The 17,956-nt window shown below is 68.3% G+C and carries 23 protein-coding genes and 1 pseudogene; 8 read left to right on the forward strand and 16 right to left on the reverse strand.

Annotated elements, in window-relative coordinates; genetic code table 11:
• Positions 1-87: 87 nt before the first annotated feature.
• A complete protein-coding gene (locus tag OHT76_RS42630) occupies positions 88-930 on the reverse strand; it encodes an alpha/beta hydrolase (RefSeq protein WP_328876241.1) in 843 nt (280 codons plus the stop codon).
• 49 nt (positions 931-979) lie between these two features.
• Positions 980-1,483 (reverse strand): alpha/beta hydrolase, encoded by a 504-nt coding sequence (locus OHT76_RS42635; RefSeq protein ID WP_328876242.1) that lies wholly within the window; start codon positions 1,481-1,483, stop codon positions 980-982.
• A 445-nt stretch (positions 1,484-1,928) separates the two neighbouring features.
• On the opposite strand from OHT76_RS42635, the gene OHT76_RS42640 reads away from it, so the two are divergent.
• Both OHT76_RS42640 and OHT76_RS42645 read left to right on the forward strand, forming a co-directional pair.
• Positions 1,929-2,069 (forward strand): hypothetical protein, encoded by a 141-nt coding sequence (locus tag OHT76_RS42640; protein ID WP_328876243.1) that lies wholly within the window; start codon positions 1,929-1,931, stop codon positions 2,067-2,069.
• 57 nt (positions 2,070-2,126) lie between these two features.
• Positions 2,127-2,879 carry an AraC family transcriptional regulator gene (locus OHT76_RS42645; RefSeq protein ID WP_328876244.1) on the forward strand — a complete coding sequence of 251 codons (753 nt, stop codon included), beginning with the start codon at positions 2,127-2,129 and terminating at the stop codon, positions 2,877-2,879.
• Between the two features lie 34 nt (positions 2,880-2,913).
• Here the strand turns inward: OHT76_RS42645 and OHT76_RS42650 are convergent, their stop codons facing one another.
• The 4 genes and pseudogenes from OHT76_RS42650 to OHT76_RS42665 all read right to left on the reverse strand — a co-directional run bounded on the left by OHT76_RS42650 (position 2,914) and on the right by OHT76_RS42665 (position 6,016).
• The gene (locus OHT76_RS42650) at positions 2,914-3,234 is read right to left on the reverse strand and encodes a helix-turn-helix transcriptional regulator (RefSeq protein WP_328876245.1); all 321 of its coding nucleotides are present in this window, start codon (positions 3,232-3,234) and stop codon (positions 2,914-2,916) included.
• An 84-nt stretch (positions 3,235-3,318) separates the two neighbouring features.
• Positions 3,319-3,828, reverse strand: coding sequence for a hypothetical protein (locus OHT76_RS42655; RefSeq protein WP_328876246.1), 510 nt, complete (start codon positions 3,826-3,828; stop codon positions 3,319-3,321).
• Positions 3,829-4,285: 457 nt separating this feature from the next.
• Positions 4,286-4,441, reverse strand: a pseudogene (locus tag OHT76_RS42660) (VanZ family protein); the annotation flags it as partial.
• A gap of 675 nt (positions 4,442-5,116) precedes the next feature.
• Positions 5,117-6,016, reverse strand: coding sequence for an RNA polymerase sigma factor SigF (locus OHT76_RS42665; protein ID WP_328876247.1), 900 nt, complete (start codon positions 6,014-6,016; stop codon positions 5,117-5,119).
• A 454-nt stretch (positions 6,017-6,470) separates the two neighbouring features.
• Between OHT76_RS42665 and OHT76_RS42670 the strand changes: the two genes are divergently transcribed.
• Complete coding sequence (locus tag OHT76_RS42670; protein ID WP_328876248.1) at positions 6,471-7,187, forward strand: GAF and ANTAR domain-containing protein; 717 nt, start codon at positions 6,471-6,473, stop codon at positions 7,185-7,187.
• A gap of 33 nt (positions 7,188-7,220) precedes the next feature.
• Here OHT76_RS42670 and OHT76_RS42675 read toward each other — a convergent pair whose 3' ends face one another.
• Complete coding sequence (locus tag OHT76_RS42675) at positions 7,221-7,601, reverse strand: ATP-binding protein (protein WP_328876249.1); 381 nt, start codon at positions 7,599-7,601, stop codon at positions 7,221-7,223.
• Positions 7,602-7,858: 257 nt separating this feature from the next.
• Between OHT76_RS42675 and OHT76_RS42680 the strand changes: the two genes are divergently transcribed.
• Positions 7,859-8,416, forward strand: coding sequence for a hemerythrin domain-containing protein (locus tag OHT76_RS42680; protein ID WP_328876250.1), 558 nt, complete (start codon positions 7,859-7,861; stop codon positions 8,414-8,416).
• Positions 8,417-8,495: 79 nt separating this feature from the next.
• Entirely contained in the window at positions 8,496-8,888 is a 393-nt protein-coding gene (locus tag OHT76_RS42685) for a DUF2267 domain-containing protein (RefSeq protein ID WP_328876251.1), read from the forward strand.
• A gap of 346 nt (positions 8,889-9,234) precedes the next feature.
• Here OHT76_RS42685 and OHT76_RS42690 read toward each other — a convergent pair whose 3' ends face one another.
• The gene (locus OHT76_RS42690; RefSeq protein ID WP_328876252.1) at positions 9,235-9,402 is read right to left on the reverse strand and encodes a hypothetical protein; all 168 of its coding nucleotides are present in this window, start codon (positions 9,400-9,402) and stop codon (positions 9,235-9,237) included.
• Positions 9,378-9,752 carry a transposase gene (locus tag OHT76_RS44260; RefSeq protein WP_443049898.1) on the reverse strand — a complete coding sequence of 125 codons (375 nt, stop codon included), beginning with the start codon at positions 9,750-9,752 and terminating at the stop codon, positions 9,378-9,380. Before OHT76_RS44260 ends, OHT76_RS42690 begins: the two co-directional genes overlap by 25 nt.
• A gap of 90 nt (positions 9,753-9,842) precedes the next feature.
• On the opposite strand from OHT76_RS44260, the gene OHT76_RS42695 reads away from it, so the two are divergent.
• Positions 9,843-10,223, forward strand: a complete 381-nt coding sequence (locus OHT76_RS42695; RefSeq protein ID WP_328876253.1) for a DUF3662 domain-containing protein — start codon at positions 9,843-9,845, stop codon at positions 10,221-10,223.
• A 154-nt stretch (positions 10,224-10,377) separates the two neighbouring features.
• Positions 10,378-10,764 carry a hypothetical protein gene (locus OHT76_RS42700; protein ID WP_328876254.1) on the forward strand — a complete coding sequence of 129 codons (387 nt, stop codon included), beginning with the start codon at positions 10,378-10,380 and terminating at the stop codon, positions 10,762-10,764.
• Positions 10,765-10,819: 55 nt separating this feature from the next.
• Here the strand turns inward: OHT76_RS42700 and OHT76_RS42705 are convergent, their stop codons facing one another.
• The 4 genes from OHT76_RS42705 to OHT76_RS42720 all read right to left on the reverse strand — a co-directional run bounded on the left by OHT76_RS42705 (position 10,820) and on the right by OHT76_RS42720 (position 14,835).
• On the reverse strand, positions 10,820-11,995 hold the full coding sequence (locus tag OHT76_RS42705) for a UDP-N-acetylglucosamine--N-acetylmuramyl-(pentapeptide) pyrophosphoryl-undecaprenol N-acetylglucosamine transferase (RefSeq protein ID WP_328876255.1): 1,176 nt from the start codon (positions 11,993-11,995) through the stop codon (positions 10,820-10,822).
• A gap of 562 nt (positions 11,996-12,557) precedes the next feature.
• Positions 12,558-13,313: a calcium-binding protein gene (locus OHT76_RS42710; RefSeq protein ID WP_328876256.1), complete on the reverse strand. Its 756-nt coding sequence runs from the start codon at positions 13,311-13,313 to the stop codon at positions 12,558-12,560.
• Positions 13,314-13,489: 176 nt separating this feature from the next.
• Positions 13,490-14,038 carry a DUF4240 domain-containing protein gene (locus OHT76_RS42715; protein WP_443049899.1) on the reverse strand — a complete coding sequence of 183 codons (549 nt, stop codon included), beginning with the start codon at positions 14,036-14,038 and terminating at the stop codon, positions 13,490-13,492.
• A complete protein-coding gene (locus OHT76_RS42720; protein ID WP_328876257.1) occupies positions 14,029-14,835 on the reverse strand; it encodes a DUF4253 domain-containing protein in 807 nt (268 codons plus the stop codon). The genes OHT76_RS42715 and OHT76_RS42720 overlap by 10 nt, the downstream gene beginning before the upstream one ends.
• 304 nt (positions 14,836-15,139) lie before the next feature.
• On the opposite strand from OHT76_RS42720, the gene OHT76_RS42725 reads away from it, so the two are divergent.
• The gene (locus tag OHT76_RS42725; RefSeq protein ID WP_328876258.1) at positions 15,140-15,331 is read left to right on the forward strand and encodes a GntR family transcriptional regulator; all 192 of its coding nucleotides are present in this window, start codon (positions 15,140-15,142) and stop codon (positions 15,329-15,331) included.
• A gap of 43 nt (positions 15,332-15,374) precedes the next feature.
• Here OHT76_RS42725 and OHT76_RS42730 read toward each other — a convergent pair whose 3' ends face one another.
• From OHT76_RS42730 to OHT76_RS42740, 3 genes are all read right to left on the reverse strand, one after another.
• Positions 15,375-16,553: a methyltransferase domain-containing protein gene (locus tag OHT76_RS42730; protein ID WP_328876259.1), complete on the reverse strand. Its 1,179-nt coding sequence runs from the start codon at positions 16,551-16,553 to the stop codon at positions 15,375-15,377.
• Positions 16,554-16,916: 363 nt separating this feature from the next.
• A complete protein-coding gene (locus tag OHT76_RS42735; protein ID WP_328876260.1) occupies positions 16,917-17,417 on the reverse strand; it encodes a DUF6415 family natural product biosynthesis protein in 501 nt (166 codons plus the stop codon).
• A complete protein-coding gene (locus OHT76_RS42740; RefSeq protein WP_328876261.1) occupies positions 17,414-17,953 on the reverse strand; it encodes a hypothetical protein in 540 nt (179 codons plus the stop codon). The genes OHT76_RS42735 and OHT76_RS42740 overlap by 4 nt, the downstream gene beginning before the upstream one ends.
• Between the last annotated feature and the right edge of the window lie 3 nt (positions 17,954-17,956).

The raw sequence follows: 17,956 nt of genomic DNA on the forward strand, positions 1-17,956 counted from the left end.
GCTGGGCGCGGGCATGGCGCAGGGCGGCGCGGGTGGACTGCGCCGCCCACCACTCGTGAGACGGAACTGGTCACATGATGTACCCGCTCAGGCGGTGAAGCGCTTCACGAAGGCCAGGGCCGTGTCGGCGACCTCGCGCCAGCCGCTGTCGATCGTCAACGCGTGGCCGCGGCCGGGCACCTCCGTGATTTCGGTGACGGCGGCCTCGTTGCGTGCCTGCTTCTTGTACGAGGCATTCGCGATGGCCCAGGGAACGGTGTTGTCCTTCTCTCCCGAGATGATCAGCAGAGGGCCACGGTCGGGATGGAGCGTGTCGACCTTCACCTCGGTCCAAGGGTTGAGGTTCGCGACGGCCGCCTGGAAGAGCGGTTCCCCCGGTGCCGGGACCGCGAAGGTCTCGTACAGCTCCTTGGCCTCTTCTTCGCTGACCGCATTGGCGAAGGCATACCGGAACTGGTCGTAGGTGAGGGGGACGGCCCGGTGGAAGTTCGCCGGATTGCCGAGCACCGGCCGCGCGGCACGCAGGGAGGAGACCGGCAGCGGAAGCACCCCGCGGAAAGGTGCCGGATCGATCGCCACGGATGCTTGCGCAAGGCCCCGCCCCGCGATCATCTGGGTGATGAGGCCGCCGAAGGAATGGCCGATCACGACAGGCTTGCGATCCAGCCTGTCAATCAACTCGGCGAAGTGGTCGGCGACTTGACCGACACTCTTGCCTGCGAAGACCTCAGGGTGGGCGTTGGCCTCAGCGACGGTTTCGGGGTCATCGGGCCAGCCGGGAGTCAGCGGGGCGAAGCCGGCCTCCTCGAAGACCGCGGTCCACCGGTCCCAACTGCTGGGCAGCAGCCACAGGCCATGCACGAAGACCACCGGGGTACCGCCGTTGGCGTTGATCTGCTCTACACGTTCGAGGTCGGGCGATGCCGGCATGGCGCAAGTCCGTTCTGTCGACGGGAAGATGAGCTGATGCGGTGAGAAGTCAGACGCGTACGCCGCGGGCGGCGGCGCTGATGATGTCGGCGACCGCGTCCGGGCGACTGAGCAGCGGCAGGTGTGAGCTGTCGACCTCCACGGTGTGGGAGCCGGCGCGCCGTGCCTGGAAGCGTTGGAGGTCGGGGGCGATGCCACGGTCCATCGTGGCGATCAGATCCCAGGAGGGGATGGTGCGCCACGCCGCGGACGTGGCCCGGTCGGCGAACGCCGTGGCGCTGAGCGGCCGCTGCCCGGCAGCGAGCATGCGCGCGGTGGACTTGGGCACGTCGCCGGCGAAGACCCGGTGGAAACTCTCGGTCTCGATGAAGAGGTCGAGCCCGGCGGACCCGTCGGGGGCGGGTGAAGGCACCGCGGTGAGTGCCGGTTCGAGCTCCGAACCGGGGAACTTCGCCAACAGTTCCCCGAGGATCTCGCCCGCGTCGGGCATGAACGCGGCGACGTACACGAGCGCCTTGACTTCCGTGCTCGACGCACCCGCCTCTGATATCACGGCACCGCCGTAGGAGTGTCCGACGAGAACGATTGGGCCCGGAGATGCTCTGCAGCCGAGCTGCGAGGTGTGCGGCATCGGCGGACAGCCCGCGCAGTGGATTGGCGACCGCGACGACCGGGAAGCGTGCCCGCTGCAGTCGCTGGATCACAGGGGACCAGGTGGAGGCGTCCGCGAAGGCTCAGTGCGGTAGCGGCCATCGTCGCCACGCCAGTGGTCACCGCTCGGCGCCGCGTCATGTCCTGACGAGCTGCCACGTCGTCTTCCCCCTCTGAGTTGACCGGTACTCAAGCTAGGGGTGGACGGGTCTCAGGTGATGACTGCACGCGCACAGCTCTGTCCCCACCGTGCACACCACCGGTTGTGCACGCGCGGCCGTCGCGTGGTGACCGAGGGCACGTTCCCGGCCGTCGATAGTGTTTTTGAACAGTAGGGGGAGGACGACATGCTGTTGTGGGACACGAATACAGTGCCTCGCGCCGATCGTGTGGAGGCGTTCCAACACGCCCTGACCCACGCCTCCGTGCCGAACCGCATCGTCCACGAGGAGCCGGAGACCGGGATCCAGGCACGGATGCACCTGTGACGGATCGGTGCGCTCGATCTGTTCACGTCTCACAACACCGGCTTCAAGTTGACCCGCATGGTCCGGCATGTACGGCAGGAGAGCCGGCCGGTCGTCCCCGTGACGCTGCAGAGCCGAGGGCTCGGCCGCACTGAGATCGACGGTGAGCAGGGGATCGTCGGCCCGGACGACGTCTACCTCGTCAACGAGATGACACCTCGCGAGTTCGGCTGGTCGGGAGAAGGAGCTGCCCAGGCCATATTGATCGACTTCGACCGTCTCGGGCTGCCGGTGGAGGTCCTGCGGAACTCCACCTTCCGGCTGAGGGCGAGTCCGTTGCACGATGTGGTTCTGCAGCATGTGCGAGCCCTGCGGCGGGATCCGGAACGGCTCGCCGCCGACCCAGGCGCCCCGGCTTTGGCGAACGCCACGATCGAGCTCGTACAGGCATTGGTGGTCTCGGCCTCGCAGGAGGCGGGGGCGCTCGCCCGGGAGGTCATGGACAACACGCTCCTGACCCGGATGCTCGCGTACGCACGCCGCCATCTCAGCGACCGCAACCTCGACGCCGAGCTGATCGCCAGGGAGCACGCCATATCGGTGCGCCACCTATACGACGTCTTCCAGCGCGCGGGACTCAGCCTGGAGCAATGGATCATCTCCGGGCGGCTGGAGGGGGCACGGAACATGCTCGCCTCTCCGCAGCTCGGCCATCTGACGGCTGCAGCAGTCGCCCGGAGGTGGGAGTTCGCGAACCCGGGCCATTTCACCCGCAGGTTCCGGGCCGCGTACGGTCTGGCCCCGAGCGAATGGCGCAGCCGGAACGGCTGACGATGTGGCCGGGCACGACCGTCAGCCGGACGCGTCACCCGCTGGGACTGACCGCGCGCTGCTCCACCAGCTTCCGCCACTCGCGCGGTGACACGCCGTACGCCTCCTTGAAGACCCGGCTGAAGTGGGAGGCGCTGGTGAAGCCCCAGCGATGGGCGATGGCTTCGATGGTCATCGACCTGGCCTGGGGGTGGCCCAGTTCCCTGCGGCACTGTTCAAGACGATTGGCACGGAGCCAGTCGCCGAGCGTGATCCCCGACTGCGCCAACATCTTGTAGAGGTACCGCACTGATATGTGGTGCGCACGGGCGATGCGGGCCGCGGTCAGGTCGTGCTCGGCGAGATGGGCGCGCATGTATTCCAGGATCCGGTACTGCAAGGTGGACTCGAGAGGCTCTTGAGCGAGACGGGAATCACCGAGGTAGGTGGCGATCACCGCTCACAGCAGGTCGACGCTGGGCTGTTCTACGGAACAGGTTTGCTGGAGATCCATCCGCAGCTGGGTTTGGGCCAGCCGCGCGAAGTACGTCGACGCGAGATCGGCGACCGGGTGGTCTCGGCCCAGTCGCACCGCGGTGACCTTGCTGAGCGCGGCCGCGGGCAGGGCCAGTTCGCGGCGGGGAATGCGGAAGTAGTGCTGGTGGATACCGTTCTCATTGACCAGTGTGTACGGCTCGGTGGTGTCGTAGACGGCGAAGTGGCCCGGGCGCAGCACCGCTTCCTTGTCGCCCTGGACCACCATGCTCGCCCCGGATACCTGAAGGCCGAGAAACAAGCTGGGTTCGAGGTCGTCGCGGACCAATGCCGCAGTACGCCTGACTACGGTCGCGTTGGAGCGCACCGAGCAGACGTTCAAGGCCCCGACAGCGCTGACCGTACCGACCGCCGAGATCCGCTCCACCTGCGGATGGTGCTCGATGTCAACACGGACGACGCGGTCCCAGATCACCTCCCGAATGGCCTCAGCCCGGTCCGGCGGTGGTATGTGGGTCGTGTCAAACGTGATGCTCATAGGGCCCCCATCCCCGATTCGGTCGAGGCCGTCCGCAAGCAGGCGGGATCGGCCGGACTCCCACGACGAGACGATCAGGCTAGTTGGGAGCCTCCATGGACCGAAGCCCCCGCGCAGGCAGAGGCACGCGTCTCGCACGCTCAGATAAGAGTTCCTGCCGGCGTCCGCATCATGACAGGTCAATCAGCCGGTATTGAGCACCAAAGAGGCCATACCCTTTGACTTTTGCAGATGCGCTTCCGAGGCATGCGGGGGCGATCGTCCGCTGCACATCCGACGCGCCGCCTCACACGTCGTGCTATCGCGTTCGCATCCGGCCGGCCAGAGGACCGCACTTGGGTACGCGTCTTCTCTGACCGACCGGCGCACTGCTAACGAGAGCGATCGTCTCGCTGGGAACGCCCAGCAACACGTTGCCGCTGATCTGCTCGAGGGCGTCCCGCAGTGCGGGTCGGTCCAGATAAGCCTGCAGCGAGTGCCCCGGGTGCAGGTTGGTGTGGGTAAGCGCCACCGAAGCGGGGGAGGGCTGCCGGGCCAGCCGGGCCAGCACGGAGCGGCGTGCGGACGTGCGGCTGTACGGGCGCCATGCTGTCTCCCAGTCGCCAACCTTCCTGCCGCAGCAAGGCAGTTACCCGTGATCGATTCGACAATGCCACCTCCCCGGGACGCGGGCGGGATCGTCAGCCTGGCGCTGGTGCAGCGGGACGAGCGGCTTCCTGGATATCGCGTAGGGGCAGTGCCAGAGCCTCGGCGAGTTCCGCCAGTTCCTTCTCGGTGGGCCGCACGGGACCGCGGGCGCCGTCCTCGGCGAAGACGCGGATCCGCGGCGTGCGAATGCCTGTACGGTCGGCGAGCGCTTGCGCGTTTAGGCGCCTGCGTCGCATGGTCTGTTGCAGCAGCTGTGAAAGTTCGGCCATTCCGTTCACGTGCCCCGGGCCAGCTGGTTCAGCCACCCCCATGCGGGTGGCTCCGAGGATCGGCCAGCTGGTCGGTGATCCGCGCGGACTGCCCGGAATCGGAATGGGCGTCGGCTCCGCAGTCGGCCGGCAGCAGGGCAAGGATGGGCGCGTGTTCTCCCGTACCGCTCCTGAGTGTCATGGAGTAGGCCAGGCGGAGCGGTTGAGGGTCAACGGCCGAGGCGTGGCCCCCACCCTGCCCCGCAGCCGACCGCTCGGTAGCCGAGGCCGGAGTCGTTGCGACGTGGCTGTGGGACGAGCCCGGCGGCCTATCCTCGGCCGGCGAGTTTGGTTCGAAGACGGGCGAGGGTGCGGCTCAGGATGCGGGAAACGTGCATCTGTGAAATCCCAAGTTCCTTGCCGATGGCACTCTGCGTCATGTCGGCGGCGTAGCGGAGGGCGAGGATCTTGCGCTCGCGGGCCGGCAGAGCGGCGATGAGGGGCTTGAGTGCCTGCAGGTCCTCGACCTTCGCCAGGTCCGGGTCCGTGTAGCCGATGTGGTCGGCGAGGGTGTCCTCGGAGCTCTCGGTGTCGCTCGGATAGTCGAGCGATGCTGTTGTGTAGCCGTTGGCGGCGACCAGTCCTTCTACGACATCGTCTTCGTCCAGGTTCAGGTGCCGGGCGAGTTCGGGCACGGTGGGTGCGCGGCCGTGGGTCTGCTCGAGGTGCGTGACAGCCTTGGTCAGGTCCAGGCGCAGTTCCTGCAGGCGGCGCGGGACATGCACGGCCCAACTCGTGTCGCGGAAGTGCCGCTTGATCTCGCCGATGATGGTCGGCATGGCGAAGGTGGGGAACTCGACGCCGCGGTGCAGGTCGAATCGGTTGATCGCTTTGATCAGCCCGATCGTGCCGACCTGAATGACGTTGTCGTACGACTCGCCGCGGACCCCCATGCGCCCGGCGGCAAAGCGGACCAGGGCGAGATTGAGTTCCACCAGGGAGTTGCGCACGTAGGAGTACTCCGGTGTGCCCTCTTCCAGCGAGTCGAGCCGCGCGAACAGCGTCTTGGACAGCGCTCGCGCGTCAGCCGCGTCGACGTGGGCCGGGTCGGGCAGGGGCCGCAGGTCCTCCAGGCCCGGCACGACCGCATGCGCGGCGCCCGGGCCGGTGGTATGTCGCTCAGCGTACGAGATCGTGCGGGCTGGATTGCTGGTGGTCGCAGTCGCCATCGTCGCTCCCGAAACGAGAAGGGCGCCCCGTGGGCGGAGCGCGTCGTGCCCTGGCTGATACCCCCTAATGATCGTGATATTCCTGTGACTTGACTCTCCGTGAGGAATTCGCACACAGCGCCGATGCTGCGCTACTGCATTCGCGGGGTGCTCTCCAGTCGGCAGCGCCTGCTGGGATGCGGGCCGATTGGGCAGATGGCGGAAGGGTGTCCATCCGCAAACCCGGGGTAACAGATCCTGAGCCCCTGGCGGACGGGCCGGCGCGTCGCCAGCCCTGGGCTCGGGGCCGGGGATGGCCCACGACTGTGGCGTGGTTCCCGGCAGCCACTCGGGCTTCCTGCCGTGCACGACCGCCCGCCGTGGGCCGGTGCGGCGTTCGACCTGTGGACGCGAGGTGTGACACAGGACTGCTGCGGGTTTTGTCCGGCCGCAGTTCGATGAACGGAGGCGAACGGTGACGACCGCCGAGCGTGTGCCAGCACAGGAGCCGTCATGGGCGGTGTGTCAGGTCGCGGCCGCCGTGGCCTCGGCGGCACCGCGTGAGATGCCGGCCCGGTTGTGCGAGACCTTCCAACAGGCGCTGGGCGCCGACGGCGTAACCGTGTCACTCCTGCCGCACACGGAGCGATGGCAGTTGTTGCACGCCACCACCCCGTTCGCCCTGCACGGTGAGGAAGGCCAGTTCACCCTGGGCGACGGGCCTACGGTCACCGCTTCCGCCGACGGGCGCACCGTCCTGGCCCACGACGTGCAGGGAGACGTCTGGCAGCTGACGGCGCCGCTGGCCGAACGGCTGCCCGGCGTGCGCACCGTGCTGGCATTGCCTCTGGGCAGGCGCACGCTCCAAGTCGGTGTGGTTACCCTCTACTTCGCCCGCCCGCATGCACTCGCGCAAGAACAGGTCGAGTACGCCCAGCACGCCGCACAGCTCGCGGTCGCGCCGTTCCTCCGCGCCCAGGGAGCCGTCCTGGCAGAAAACGATGGCCTCGGGCCGACGCCCGTCGAGCCGTGGACCACCGTCTACCAGGCGGTCGGCGTGCTGGCCGCCCGCAAGGGCTGCCCCGTCCACGATGCACTGGACCTGCTGCGCGCACGCAGTTTCACCCAGTCACAGTCATTGCCAGAGGTGGCCGCGGACCTGCTCAACGGCCGTGAAGGGCCCGGCCGATGATGTGGATCCGGGCGGCAGGGTGCCTGCGTAGCTTCAGATGGCCAGGACCGCGCGTACCATCTTGCCGCCGCCGCTGACCGGAGCGATGTCGAAGCGCTGTGCCAAACAGCGCACCATGGCCAGGCCTCGCCCGCCCTCGCTCTCGGCCGTCACCGACCGCATGCGGGGCTGTCCCGGATTGTCGTCGTAGACCTCGACGGTCACCTGCTGGTCAGACACCTGCAGGCGCAGGCGGCAGGCACTGCGGCCATGCCGGGTGGCGTTCGTGACCAGCTCGGACACGATGAGCGTTGCGTCATCGATGTGGCCGGCATCGACCCGCGGCATCCGGTGGCGGGAACGAGCGAGAAAGTCCGAGGTCAGCTTCCGTGCCTTTCCCGCCGATGCGGCCTCGTCCGGCAGCAGGTACTCCACTCGTACGGAACGCCGATGGGTACGCCGATGCGTACGCATGGCGGATCACTTCCCCTCCTGGGTCACCCGGCATCCTCGCGGTCTGGCCGCTCGCCGGAGCCGCAGCATGTCTTGCGCGGCCCATCCCCGGACTCCTGATGCCCCGTACTGGTGATCGCCAACCCGGCAGGCCGGCGACCCGATTCGACGCCGCCCGCTCGCTGCCGCCCTTGGGCTGCTCTGACCTGGGGGCGTGGCGCAAACGGGGGAGCAAAAGCTTGCTCGCCGACAGATCGGGTAACGGAAGGCGAACCCACTGCAGGGAGGAGGCGCATCTCATGACACCGCCCCAGGACGTCGTCGAGGTGATCCTCAATGACCACCGGATGATGGAAGACCTGCTCCGCCTGATGCGGAGCATCGAGGCCGACCGCCAGGCCGCGCTGAACGACTTCGCACACCTGATGATCGCGCACGCCGAGGCCGAGGACACTTCGGTGCACCCCGTGCTCATGCCCTTCCAGGACACCGACACCGTCGAACACATCGAGGCAGCACACCGGGAAGCCCCCAAGGTTCTCCTCGCCCTCCTGGAAGTACGCGAGATCGGCTCCGCCGAATGGGACTGGCGGCTGAAGCAGCTGGCTTTGGTCACCGCCCGCCACATCGACGAGGAAGAACGCACCCTCATCAACCGGGCATGCGAAAGCCTGAGCCAGCAGAGTCGGGCGGAACTCGGAGCCGCCTTCGCCAGGACACGCGCCGACCTGCTGGGGGCGCGCTGCGGCAGCGTCGTCCATGTTCAGCGCATGGTTCACGCCGATGCGCCCGCATGAGGTCCGAGTTCACCGCGCGACCCCCCAGCGGCAGAACGAGTACCGCCGCAAAGAGAACAGACACACGACAGGAGCCGCCATGGACAGGAACCTGGACACCTTCCTCGCCGAGGTCGCGGAACGCGCAGGCTACGACGGGCCACCACAGGCCGCCAGGGCCGTCCACAACGTGCTGGAGGTCCTCGGCGCTCACCTGGTGGGGGACGACCGCACCGATCTGGCCCGGCTGCTGCCCAGGCAGTGCCGACCGCTGCTGACCGCGACCGAGCCGGCCACCGAACCGCTGACACCCGAGTCATTCGTCGAAGCCGTGACCGACCGCGGCAGCGATGACCTCGCTGAGGCCAGACGGGCCGTCGACGCCGTGCTCCCCACGCTCGCCAAAGTGGCCGATGATGCGCTACTGCGGCGCATCCTCACCCAGCTGCCCCCGGGACACGCGGGCCTGTTCGGGTGCACGGATCCGGGCTGAGGCGCCGGCATCTGCGTGGCTGGAGCCCCGCCACGCATCGGGCCAGGCATCCTCGCCGGTCTGTGTGCGTTGCCGCGGTGAACGTACAGGCGGCGGCTGTGGCGGGTCGCGCAGGTCACGCCCCCATCACTGCGCGGCTGCTGAGGCCAGGCGGGGTGATGGGGTGCGGGTAGGTCCTTCAGAGCCTGGCCAACGGTTGGCCGGACCGGCAACAACTCAGTGCCCATTTGCGCCGGCAGCCCGGTCAGGTGACGCCCGGCCCTGGCCAGAAGGATCTTGCCGTTCCTGCGTTCCAGCAGCCAGCGGAGGCAGTTGAGCCCCCGCCAATCACAGAAGACGAGGGCCGTCACGTCCAGCACCAGGTAGCGGTGACCAGCGCCGACACGGGCTCCGAGCGTGCGCAGGAAGAATAACTCTCGCAGGTCTGGTCGAGTTCGCCACTGACCCGCAGGACTGCGCTGTCGTCGCTGCTGGCAGGCTCGGTGATGGTCAGGCGGTGGATCTGCGTGGACATCGCACCTCCATCCGGCCGGCGTACGGAGGACCGTCACGATCGACACTCTGCCGTCCGCAGGGCCTCGTTCGCCCGGCGTAGTTCCCGCACCCGGCGGCTGGGCGAGTTCTTCCTGTTTCCCCGGAGGTGAGCAGGTCCTCTCGCTCGCTGGCGGCAGCCTCGGCCTGCCGGATCCAATTGTGCAGGGCCCCATGATGCACTCCGAGATCCTCGGCGAGCCGGCGGAAGACGGGCTTCGGCACGGCGGCGCGGTACATGCGCACCGCACGCTCACGCAACTCCAGCGGGAATTCCCTTGGGCCGGCATCGTCTGGGCTCTCATGAGAACCATCTGACCTGCTGTCACCCATCCCCACATCTCGCGGGAACCTCAGGGCGTCATCTCACTCGATACCCGTATGGGTGCGTGTGCCCCGCATTCCGGAGGGCAACGGAGCAGGATGAGATTCCTTGTCGACCTGGAACGCACCATGGAGCGATGGTCCAACACCTTGTGGGAGTCGCTGGTCCCTCGCGCGAGGCAGCAGGCAGAGGTGGTGGGGATGCTCCGCCGCGAGTGCGACGCCCGCGCCCTGATCTTGGACCGTCAGCGCACCCTCGTACCCAACGCTTTCGTCATCGAACTCCCGCCGGAATCCCACCGACAACTGACCGACGACAGTGCCCAGGTAGCAGGACACCTCGCGGCTCAGGTCCGCCGACACGCAGCAGAGCAGGGATACACCTTCGCCGGCCCCGTGGCTGTTCACCTGGCACCGGCCGATGACGCAGGCGTCGGCCGCTTCCGCATCCGAAGCCGCATCTCCCCCCTTCACAGGTGACAAGACGCACGGCGACCTCGAAGCTTTATGCCCGATTCCAGTCGCCCACGCATCGATGCGGATGCGGATCTGATGCCGTCCTCCGTGACACCGCCGCTGGTGTATGCGCGAGAGAGCGACGTTGATCACGGTGCCCTCCCGGGCGGTGTCCACCATGAACCTTGTGTCCGACGCCCGCTGGGCCTGGATCGAACCGGTCTTCACCGCCTGGCGGGCCAGACGGACCGGCCCCGACACGGCGGCGGCCTGGGTGCACGACCTGCGAGAGATCCCGTCGGCTACCTCACCGACGCCGAGTTCGACATGCCAGTACCCAGACCGTGAACTCGTCCCCCAACCCCTGGTGCATGAGCGGGTGTATGGCTACGAGTTCACCGCGGACTGCCTGGTGGACCGCACCGGACGAGCCTCGGTGATCCTGGGCCGCCGCAATCTGGTGAAGGCAGGCCTTGCTGCGGTCTCCACCACCTTCGACCACGCCACGATGTCCCCGACCCGATGGGCCAGGGCGACGAGGTGTTCAACGACTGCGCCGTGCTGATCGAGGCTGGCACGGCGGTGCACATCGGCCGCGGCATCCGGTAACTGTGCGCTGGTCAGCCGGACGCGGCGGAGAGGATCACGGCCACGAGCCTGTCCGCCGCATCCGGCCTCCCATGAGCCCGGGCCCGCTGCGCCATCTCTTCCCGTCGTGCGGGATCGGTAAGGATCGGGCCCACCGCGTCTCGGAGTTGACCTGCGGTGACGTCACCGAGCAGGGCGATGGCCGCCCCGGCCTCCTCCAGATGGCGGGCATTGTGCGCCTGCTCGCTTCCCGCCGAGGAGGCAAGCGGAATCAAAACGGCCGGCTTGCCGAGAGCGGTGAGTTCGGCCAAGGTCCCGGCCCCACTTCTCGACACAACGACATCCGCGAGCGCGAGGATGTCGGGCAGTTCCGGGCCCATGAACCCAGTGAGGTAATACCGGCCAGCCGACACGGCCGGCAGGGTCGCCGCGTACTGCCGCAGTCCCTCGACGTTGTCCGGGCCGCACTGGTGAATCACGTTGGCCCTCTCCAGCAACCAGGGCAGCGCGTCCTGTACGACGCCGTTGATTTGCTGGGAACCCTGCGCGCCGCCGGTGACGTACAAGGTGGGCAGCCGCCGGTCGAAGCCATGCAGTCCCAGAGCCTGCACTGCCTTGTCCGGGTGCCCAGCCAGCACCTCCGGCCGGATCGGGTTGCCTGTGACGACCGCGGCGCTGCGTACCGCCGGCGGCAGAAGAGGCAACGTCGCCTCGGAGGACACCGCGATCCGCGTTGCCGAACTCGCCAGCTTCCGATTGGCCAGCCCCAGACGCACCGTCTGCTCGTGCAGCACCAGCGGACGCCGGCACATACGCGCGGCCAGCCCCGTGGGGACGGCGACGTAGCCGCCGGTGGCGAGTACGACGTCCGGCCGGAACGCCGCTACCAGACTCCTCGCCTGAGCCACGCCGATCGGCACCCGGGCCATGTCGCGCACGTTCGCCGCGGACATCATCTTCAGCGGGTTGTGCGAGCGGCGGATCTTCCCCGTGGCCACCGTGGCGAACGCGATCCCCTCGGCTCGGGCGACACGCGCCTCCAGGCCCTCGGCAGTGCCGATCCACAGCACGTCGAGGGCCCTGCCCTCGGCCGCCAGCCGATTCTGCAGCGCGCGGATCGCAGTGAGGGCCGGATAGGTGTGACCGCCGGTGCCTCCTCCCGTGACCACGAGGCGAAAGGTGTTGGCACTGTGGGGTTCATTCTTCACTCGGCGCACCCTACTGGCTTGGGTGAATCAGCCGCATACTTCCGGCCTCGTCCCGACTCTGGCCGGACACAGGAGTTGCAAGAGCAATTGTCAGTAGCCGTGGATCGATAGCCGTTCACCATGACTTGTGGTGCAGGCGGATGAGCCCGTCGATAGAGACCGGGCGGGCCTGCAGGGTGGGGTCCGGGGCCGGAGTGGTGGTCAGCAAGAGCACCTGGGCCGCGGGGTGTTCGGGGGCGTAGAGGTCGTCTTCGTCGACATCGCCGGGAATCGAGTTGGGCTGGATCTCGATCCGTCCGTCGGGGCTGTCGGCGAGGTGGTGGATGCCCCGGTAGTCGCTCTCGCGCTCGGTGAAGACCTGGCTGACGCGGTCACTGACGAGCCGGACCAGCTCGCTGACGGTGTGGGTGCATCAGGACGTCGGAGAGACCGGTCCCGAGATGCCTGAGCGATGCCACGCAGGTGCGGGGTATCTCCGACATCCAGTGCCAAACGTCCGGCGCTTTTCATCGGGAGTGGCACCGGCGGCAAGGCAAGGTCGGCGTCCGGTCTGGGCGCTGGATCACCGTACGTCGATGTAGTCGCCTGGGGCGTTGGCGGCTGCGGTGGTGGTGTTGCCGGGGTAGCTGTAGCGCCAGTAGCCGTCGCGGCTCGCGGTGACGGTGGTCTTGAGAGAGCCGGTGGAGCTGGCGGTGACGGTTTTGACGGTGGTGTAGTGGCCGGTGGGCGTGCGGTACTGCAGGCGCACGGGCTGGTTGGCGTAGCGGTGGTACGTGGAGTCGTTCCAGCTGACGCGGCTGAGTGTGCCGGTGATGGTGATCGGCTTGCCCTTGGTGACTGGCTCGGGTGCCGCGTTGGTCGTGAGCTTCGAGGCGCGCTGGAGGTTGACTGACGCTGTTTCCTTGCGGTGGTAGTCGCCGTCCAGCGCGAGGGCGTTGACGTGAAGGCGCCAGGTGCCGGCGTCAGCGTTGTGCAGCCAGCCTTCGCCCATCGTGAACGAGAAGTCGCACCGTGTGGTGCTGTCGTTGACTGCGGTGCGTACCGGGTCGTGGGCCGCTGCGAGATATCCAGTGGGCGCGGTGGAGGGGTCTCGGTACAGCAAGACGTCGATGTAGTCGAGGCCTGCGGGGTCGCTGGCGGTCGCGGTTGCGGAGAACGAGGCCTGCGCGGCCGCTCCGATGACGAGGGTTTTGCCGTCGTTGACGGAGGCGGAGAGGATCTGTGTGTCGCCCAGGCGGGTTTCCGCTGATGCTGTCGATGTGCTCAGGCACAGGACCGTGAACGAGGCGACAACAGTTGCGGCGACACGCTTGCCCAATTCAATCCCCCAGGTGGAACGCCGCCCCTGAGCTGTCGTCAGGGCGTAGCGAAGCAGTGAGGTGATGCTAACGCCTGCCGTCGTACTTCCTTTCGAGGGGTGTTTGCGAGAGGTCTTGACCTGCTGTCCGTCGATGTAGATCGCTGCCCGGCGGGAAGGTGATCGTTGCCCGGCGGTCAGGCCGGGTACAGGGCCGCGATGCGGGGCAGCCTGGCGGCGATGCGTTCGTGGTCGCCGAAGTCGAAGTTCCACTCCGGGTCGAGGTCGGGGTAGCGGATCGTGAAGCTGTTGTGGGGTGGCTCGCTTCCGGTGGCGGTCTGGTAGGCGTTCCAGACGATAGTGAGGATTGCCTCGCCCTCAAGATCCCAGCCTTTGGCGGCGGCTTGCTGGACAGTGGGGAGGCTGGCCAGGCTGTCCGGATCATTGATGGCGTCCTCGAAGGTGGTACGGCCCTGGGCGATGAGCCAGCCACGGAAGTAGTCGAAGCCGTCGTCGGAGCAGCCACCGTTGATCTGGTACGCGGCGGCCCACAGGGGGGCCAGGTAGGACGCGGCCATCAAGTCCCACAGGATCTTCCCCGCCCGGATGATCTCCGCCGGTTCCAGTCCGGCGAGGAGGGTGCTGGCGCGGGCAGCGACCTCCTCGGCATCCGTCGGGTCGGCGGCTTGGCGGCGGGCTTGGTCGATCAGGCGCCAGAAGCGGTCGTGGTCCATGGTCAGTCCCACCAGAACTCCCAGCAGTTCAGATCGATGAGGTGCTCTGCATACGAGTCCAGGGTGGCGTGGGCGCCTTGCCAGATGGAGTCGGGGCAGAAGGCGAAGTGCTCGGCGGCGATGGCCAGGGCGTCGTCGAGTCCACTTGGGGGTGCGGCGACGCTGAGGTGGAGGGTGCTGCATCCGACGCCGACGACACGCGCGCCGAATCGCTCTTCCCAGTCGCGGACGACGGCGGAGAACGTCGCCGTGTCATTGTCGTAGTTGGCAGGTCCGTCCCATCCGACGACGGTGAGGGCGTCTGCTCCGCGGGGTGCTGAGACAAGGCCGAGACGTGCGTGCGGGTTCTGCTCCAGGAGGACTCGCGCGTATTGCGCGGCCATGGCATCGGGGTCCGCGGCGATCGTGCGGCCGGGTGCGGTTCCGGGCCAGGTCTGACCGAAGGGGGCGGTGACAGCCAGGCGCTCCTCGGCGGTGAGCACGTCGTCCTCGCCGGTGGCGGTGTGGTCCCGCCACCAGCGCGCAAGGAGTTCCTCGGGGTCGTGGTCGTCGGGGGAGGACATGCGCTCGGGGGAGAGTTCGCCGCAGCCCCAGGGCCGGAAGTCGCCGTCGTGCGGGTCCGGGGAGTCGAGCAGTAGCGGCCACAGCCCGGAGGTGGCGTGTTCGGCGCGCAGTTGCGCCCACAGGTCGGCGGCGGACGGGCTGCCGCTCAGCCACAGCGGCTGCAGATCGCCGTCACCTTCGTCCGAGGTGACCATGCGTCCGGGCGGCAGGACTATTCCGTGGGACAGGCGGGATTCGAGGTTCACGAGCGGATGCTAAGCCTGGGGTCTGACATTGATGCTGATACTCAGGTTCCGGCGGCCGTGGCTCGGGGTCTGACTGACGCCCTGCTGGGCTGTCCTTGTGCTGTACTGTCCGGCCGCCGGAGCCTGTTCGCATGGCTCCGGCCGGGCGGAACATGACCTGATAGGAGCTTGGCCAGAAGCCCCTGGCATCAGCGGACGCGTACGACACGGCGGGCAACGACGTCTTCGGCGACTCTTCTCTCTGTCACCAAGAGGGCCTTTCCCCGGATGACTGAATGCCGCCGGGGTTTGGCTTGACTTCACAGTGATCCGTCAGCGCATCGCAGACGGCACCTATGCACCGCGCACCCGAGTGCCCTCCGTAGTCCAGTTGCAGCAGGAGTTCGGGATTGCTGGGGCGACCGGGCAGAAGGTTCACTGCCAGCTGCGGGAGGACGGTCTGATCTACACGAAGCCCGGCCTCGGCTCGTTCGTCGCCCAGCAGCGCGGCGGGTGACCTCGCCCATCCGCCCCGGGGGAAGCGGACGGACGGGGCCGGCTCAGATGTCCCAGGCCTGTGACGGCCGGTCCAGCCAGACACGCTGCCCGTGCTGGGTGACCGTCAGGCCGAATCGCTCGTAGTCGGGTTCGCCGGCCGCCCGCCACCATGCGAGGGCGGCGGCGACCTCATCCCAGAGCCTGCGTGGCCCGGACTGCCAGACCTGCGCTTCCCTCTGACCGTCGCGGAACATGACGCACGCCCACGACCGATCGCTCAGCCCGTAGAACCACACCGGCCGTGCCCCGTCGCGCTTTTCGCCCACCACATGCACGCACTGCCGGAGTCGGAGCCCCAGGGCAAACCGCTTGGGGCTGAACCGCTCCGCCATGAACTCGCCTTCCGTGATCGGCGCGAACGACTTCGCGCGGTCGGCCTCGCTGCCCGTGACGTACTCGGAGTGCACGACGGGCAAGAGCCGTTGGGTCCGCGCCTTCATGAACTCCACGGGGCCGGTGAACGCGCCGGTGGCGCTCGCTCCGTCTGCCGAGACAACCAGCCGGGCGACGGCATCATCGTTGCCGTAGTGAGTCCCCCACGGGGCCACGATGACCCCGCCCGGTCGGCACTGCTCCACCCACGCGAACGGGATGGACCGGAAGCCGCATGTAGCGATGATGCGGTCGTACGGGCCCCCTTCCGGATATCCCTTGCACCCGTCGCCATGAATCACCAGCACCGGAAGCCCGAAGAGATTGAGCGCTGTACGAGCCTCTGCCGCAACGGCCTCGTCAACTTCGACCGTGACGACGCTCTCGGTCCCCAGCCTGTGTGCCAACAGCGCGGCGTTCCACCCAGTGCCGGTGCCGATTTCCAGGACGCGGTTTCCGGGCTGCACGTCCAGGTCCCGCAGCATCCGGAAAACGACCGACGGCATCGATGCCGACGAGGTGGACACCTGGCCCGGTTCGGTGCCGGAATGCTTCCCGTCGTCCCATTGCGTGACCACGGGGACGTCGGAGTCCGCGTACCCGTACCAGGCAGCCGCGTCTTGCGAACGCGAGACGGGAACGCTCCGTCCCGTGGTCATGTCGAAAGGCCACATGAGGTCTGGCAGGAACGAGGAGCGGGGCACCGCAGCGAACGAGGGGGCCCAATCCGAAGCAAGCGCACCGCCCGACATGAGGACGCGCCCCAGCTCGGTACGGCTGGGGCGCTCCTGGTGTGCGTTGGTGGTCATTGCTCAGACGGCCTTGGGCGGGTTGGGGACTCCGGGGCCACCATCCGGGGTGGGCGGGGGCGGCGGGGGTGCAGGTTCACCGGGAAGCCCGTCGCCGCCGTTGCTCTGCACGATGTGAGCCACAGTCTCTCCTTCGTCAGTGTTCTCTGAAACCCGTCCGGCGGTTGACGGTCATGCGGTCGACCAAAACGGGGTCTCGCTCCGCCCCGGCCGCTCGACCTGTCCAGGGTTCGGGGAGCCGGGGCGGGCACTGGGACCCGCCCCGCCAGAGGCTTGCGGTCCTCCGGCGGGACGGGCGTTCATGGGTGCGACCCTGTCCCTGCGGTCGCCGTGGGCCCCTTCACGCCGGGGAGGCGCCGCCGGTCAGCGGATGCGGACGGTGTTGGCGCAGCCGTCGTGGATCCGGTCGGAGAAGGACACTCCCCCGGAGGGGCTGGCCTGGCCGTACGGGTGCGTCGCCTCGCCCGGCCTGATGGGCTGGTCGCAGGCCAGGCACATCCGCACGCCGGTCAGCGTCTCGTAGTGGTCGCACAGTGCCAGCAGCGACCGGCCGAGTCTGCGCACGTGCGCGGCAGCGTCGTAAGGCATCAGCCCGGGGCCGGCGCTCAGCTTCCCCCGCGCCTCGCCGACGCAGGCGAGCGCACAGTAGCGAGGCACGTCGTCGGCGGGCAGTCGTGCCGCGACCTGCTCGATCTCGGGGATGATCAGCTGCATGTGGCCGCGCAGCAGGCCGGTCAGCGTCTCCAGCGTGCTGCGCTCGGTGGGGGTCACGTCGGGCGGGAGCACCTCGGCGACGCTTGCACGCATCGTGGTGATGTCCGCCGGCGGCGCGCTCGTGCCCTCACCGCTCTCGGTGGCGTTCATGACGCTTCCTCGCCGTCCTCGTCGGCGAGGACGCCTCCCACCATGGCCACGGTCAGCACGTCCGATACCTGGCACAGCTTGCCCGGCCGGCTCACGGGCACCGCCCAGTACGAGAACAGCGTGCCTTGGTCCAACTCCGTGAGGTCGGGGCGGGGGACGCCAAGGTAGGTGCCCTCCCCGAGGCACTGGGCGGCGGGCGCCCTCCACTCCTTCGCGGTGCCCGGCGGTACGAGGGCGTAGTAGCGCCGGCCGTCGGGGTCGTGGATGACCGGGCCCCCCTGCATGTGCCTCGCCAGCCGCCGGGCCACGACGGACACGTCATGGCTGGCGAACGCGTGGTGGGCGACGGCCGCGGGGATGCGGACCGCGTCGAAGAGCCGTCCCAGCGGGATGAGGGCGAGCCTGGCGGCGCTGCTCCACTCCCGGTGCGGTGCCGCGGGCGAGGGGTGCGCGGAGGCGAGCCACTCCTGAACCGTTCCGGTGGGCGACGGACTTGCTGCTGTCCAGGCCCCTCCGAGGGCCCTATGGTTCGTCATGTC

This window comes from Streptomyces sp. NBC_00287 (genome assembly GCF_036173105.1).
Classification (GTDB): domain Bacteria; phylum Actinomycetota; class Actinomycetes; order Streptomycetales; family Streptomycetaceae; genus Streptomyces.

Bases quoted from the DNA above. Each gene is read 5' to 3' on its own strand.
- OHT76_RS42665 (WP_328876247.1), bottom strand. From the start codon at position 6,016: ATGGCGACTGCGACCACCAGCAATCCAGCCCGCACGATCTCGTACGCT.
- OHT76_RS42640 (WP_328876243.1), top strand. From the start codon at position 1,929: ATGCTGTTGTGGGACACGAATACAGTGCCTCGCGCCGATCGTGTGGAG.
- OHT76_RS42740 (WP_328876261.1), bottom strand. From the start codon at position 17,953: ATGACGAACCATAGGGCCCTCGGAGGGGCCTGGACAGCAGCAAGTCCG.
- OHT76_RS42645 (WP_328876244.1), top strand. From the start codon at position 2,127: ATGGTCCGGCATGTACGGCAGGAGAGCCGGCCGGTCGTCCCCGTGACG.
- OHT76_RS44260 (WP_443049898.1), bottom strand. From the start codon at position 9,752: ATGGGTGACAGCAGGTCAGATGGTTCTCATGAGAGCCCAGACGATGCC.
- OHT76_RS42695 (WP_328876253.1), top strand. From the start codon at position 9,843: ATGAGATTCCTTGTCGACCTGGAACGCACCATGGAGCGATGGTCCAAC.
- OHT76_RS42650 (WP_328876245.1), bottom strand. From the start codon at position 3,234: ATGCGCGCCCATCTCGCCGAGCACGACCTGACCGCGGCCCGCATCGCC.
- OHT76_RS42685 (WP_328876251.1), top strand. From the start codon at position 8,496: ATGGACAGGAACCTGGACACCTTCCTCGCCGAGGTCGCGGAACGCGCA.
- OHT76_RS42690 (WP_328876252.1), bottom strand. From the start codon at position 9,402: ATGTCCACGCAGATCCACCGCCTGACCATCACCGAGCCTGCCAGCAGC.
- OHT76_RS42630 (WP_328876241.1), bottom strand. From the start codon at position 930: ATGCCGGCATCGCCCGACCTCGAACGTGTAGAGCAGATCAACGCCAAC.
- OHT76_RS42730 (WP_328876259.1), bottom strand. From the start codon at position 16,553: ATGACCACCAACGCACACCAGGAGCGCCCCAGCCGTACCGAGCTGGGG.
- OHT76_RS42735 (WP_328876260.1), bottom strand. From the start codon at position 17,417: ATGAACGCCACCGAGAGCGGTGAGGGCACGAGCGCGCCGCCGGCGGAC.
- OHT76_RS42700 (WP_328876254.1), top strand. From the start codon at position 10,378: ATGAACCTTGTGTCCGACGCCCGCTGGGCCTGGATCGAACCGGTCTTC.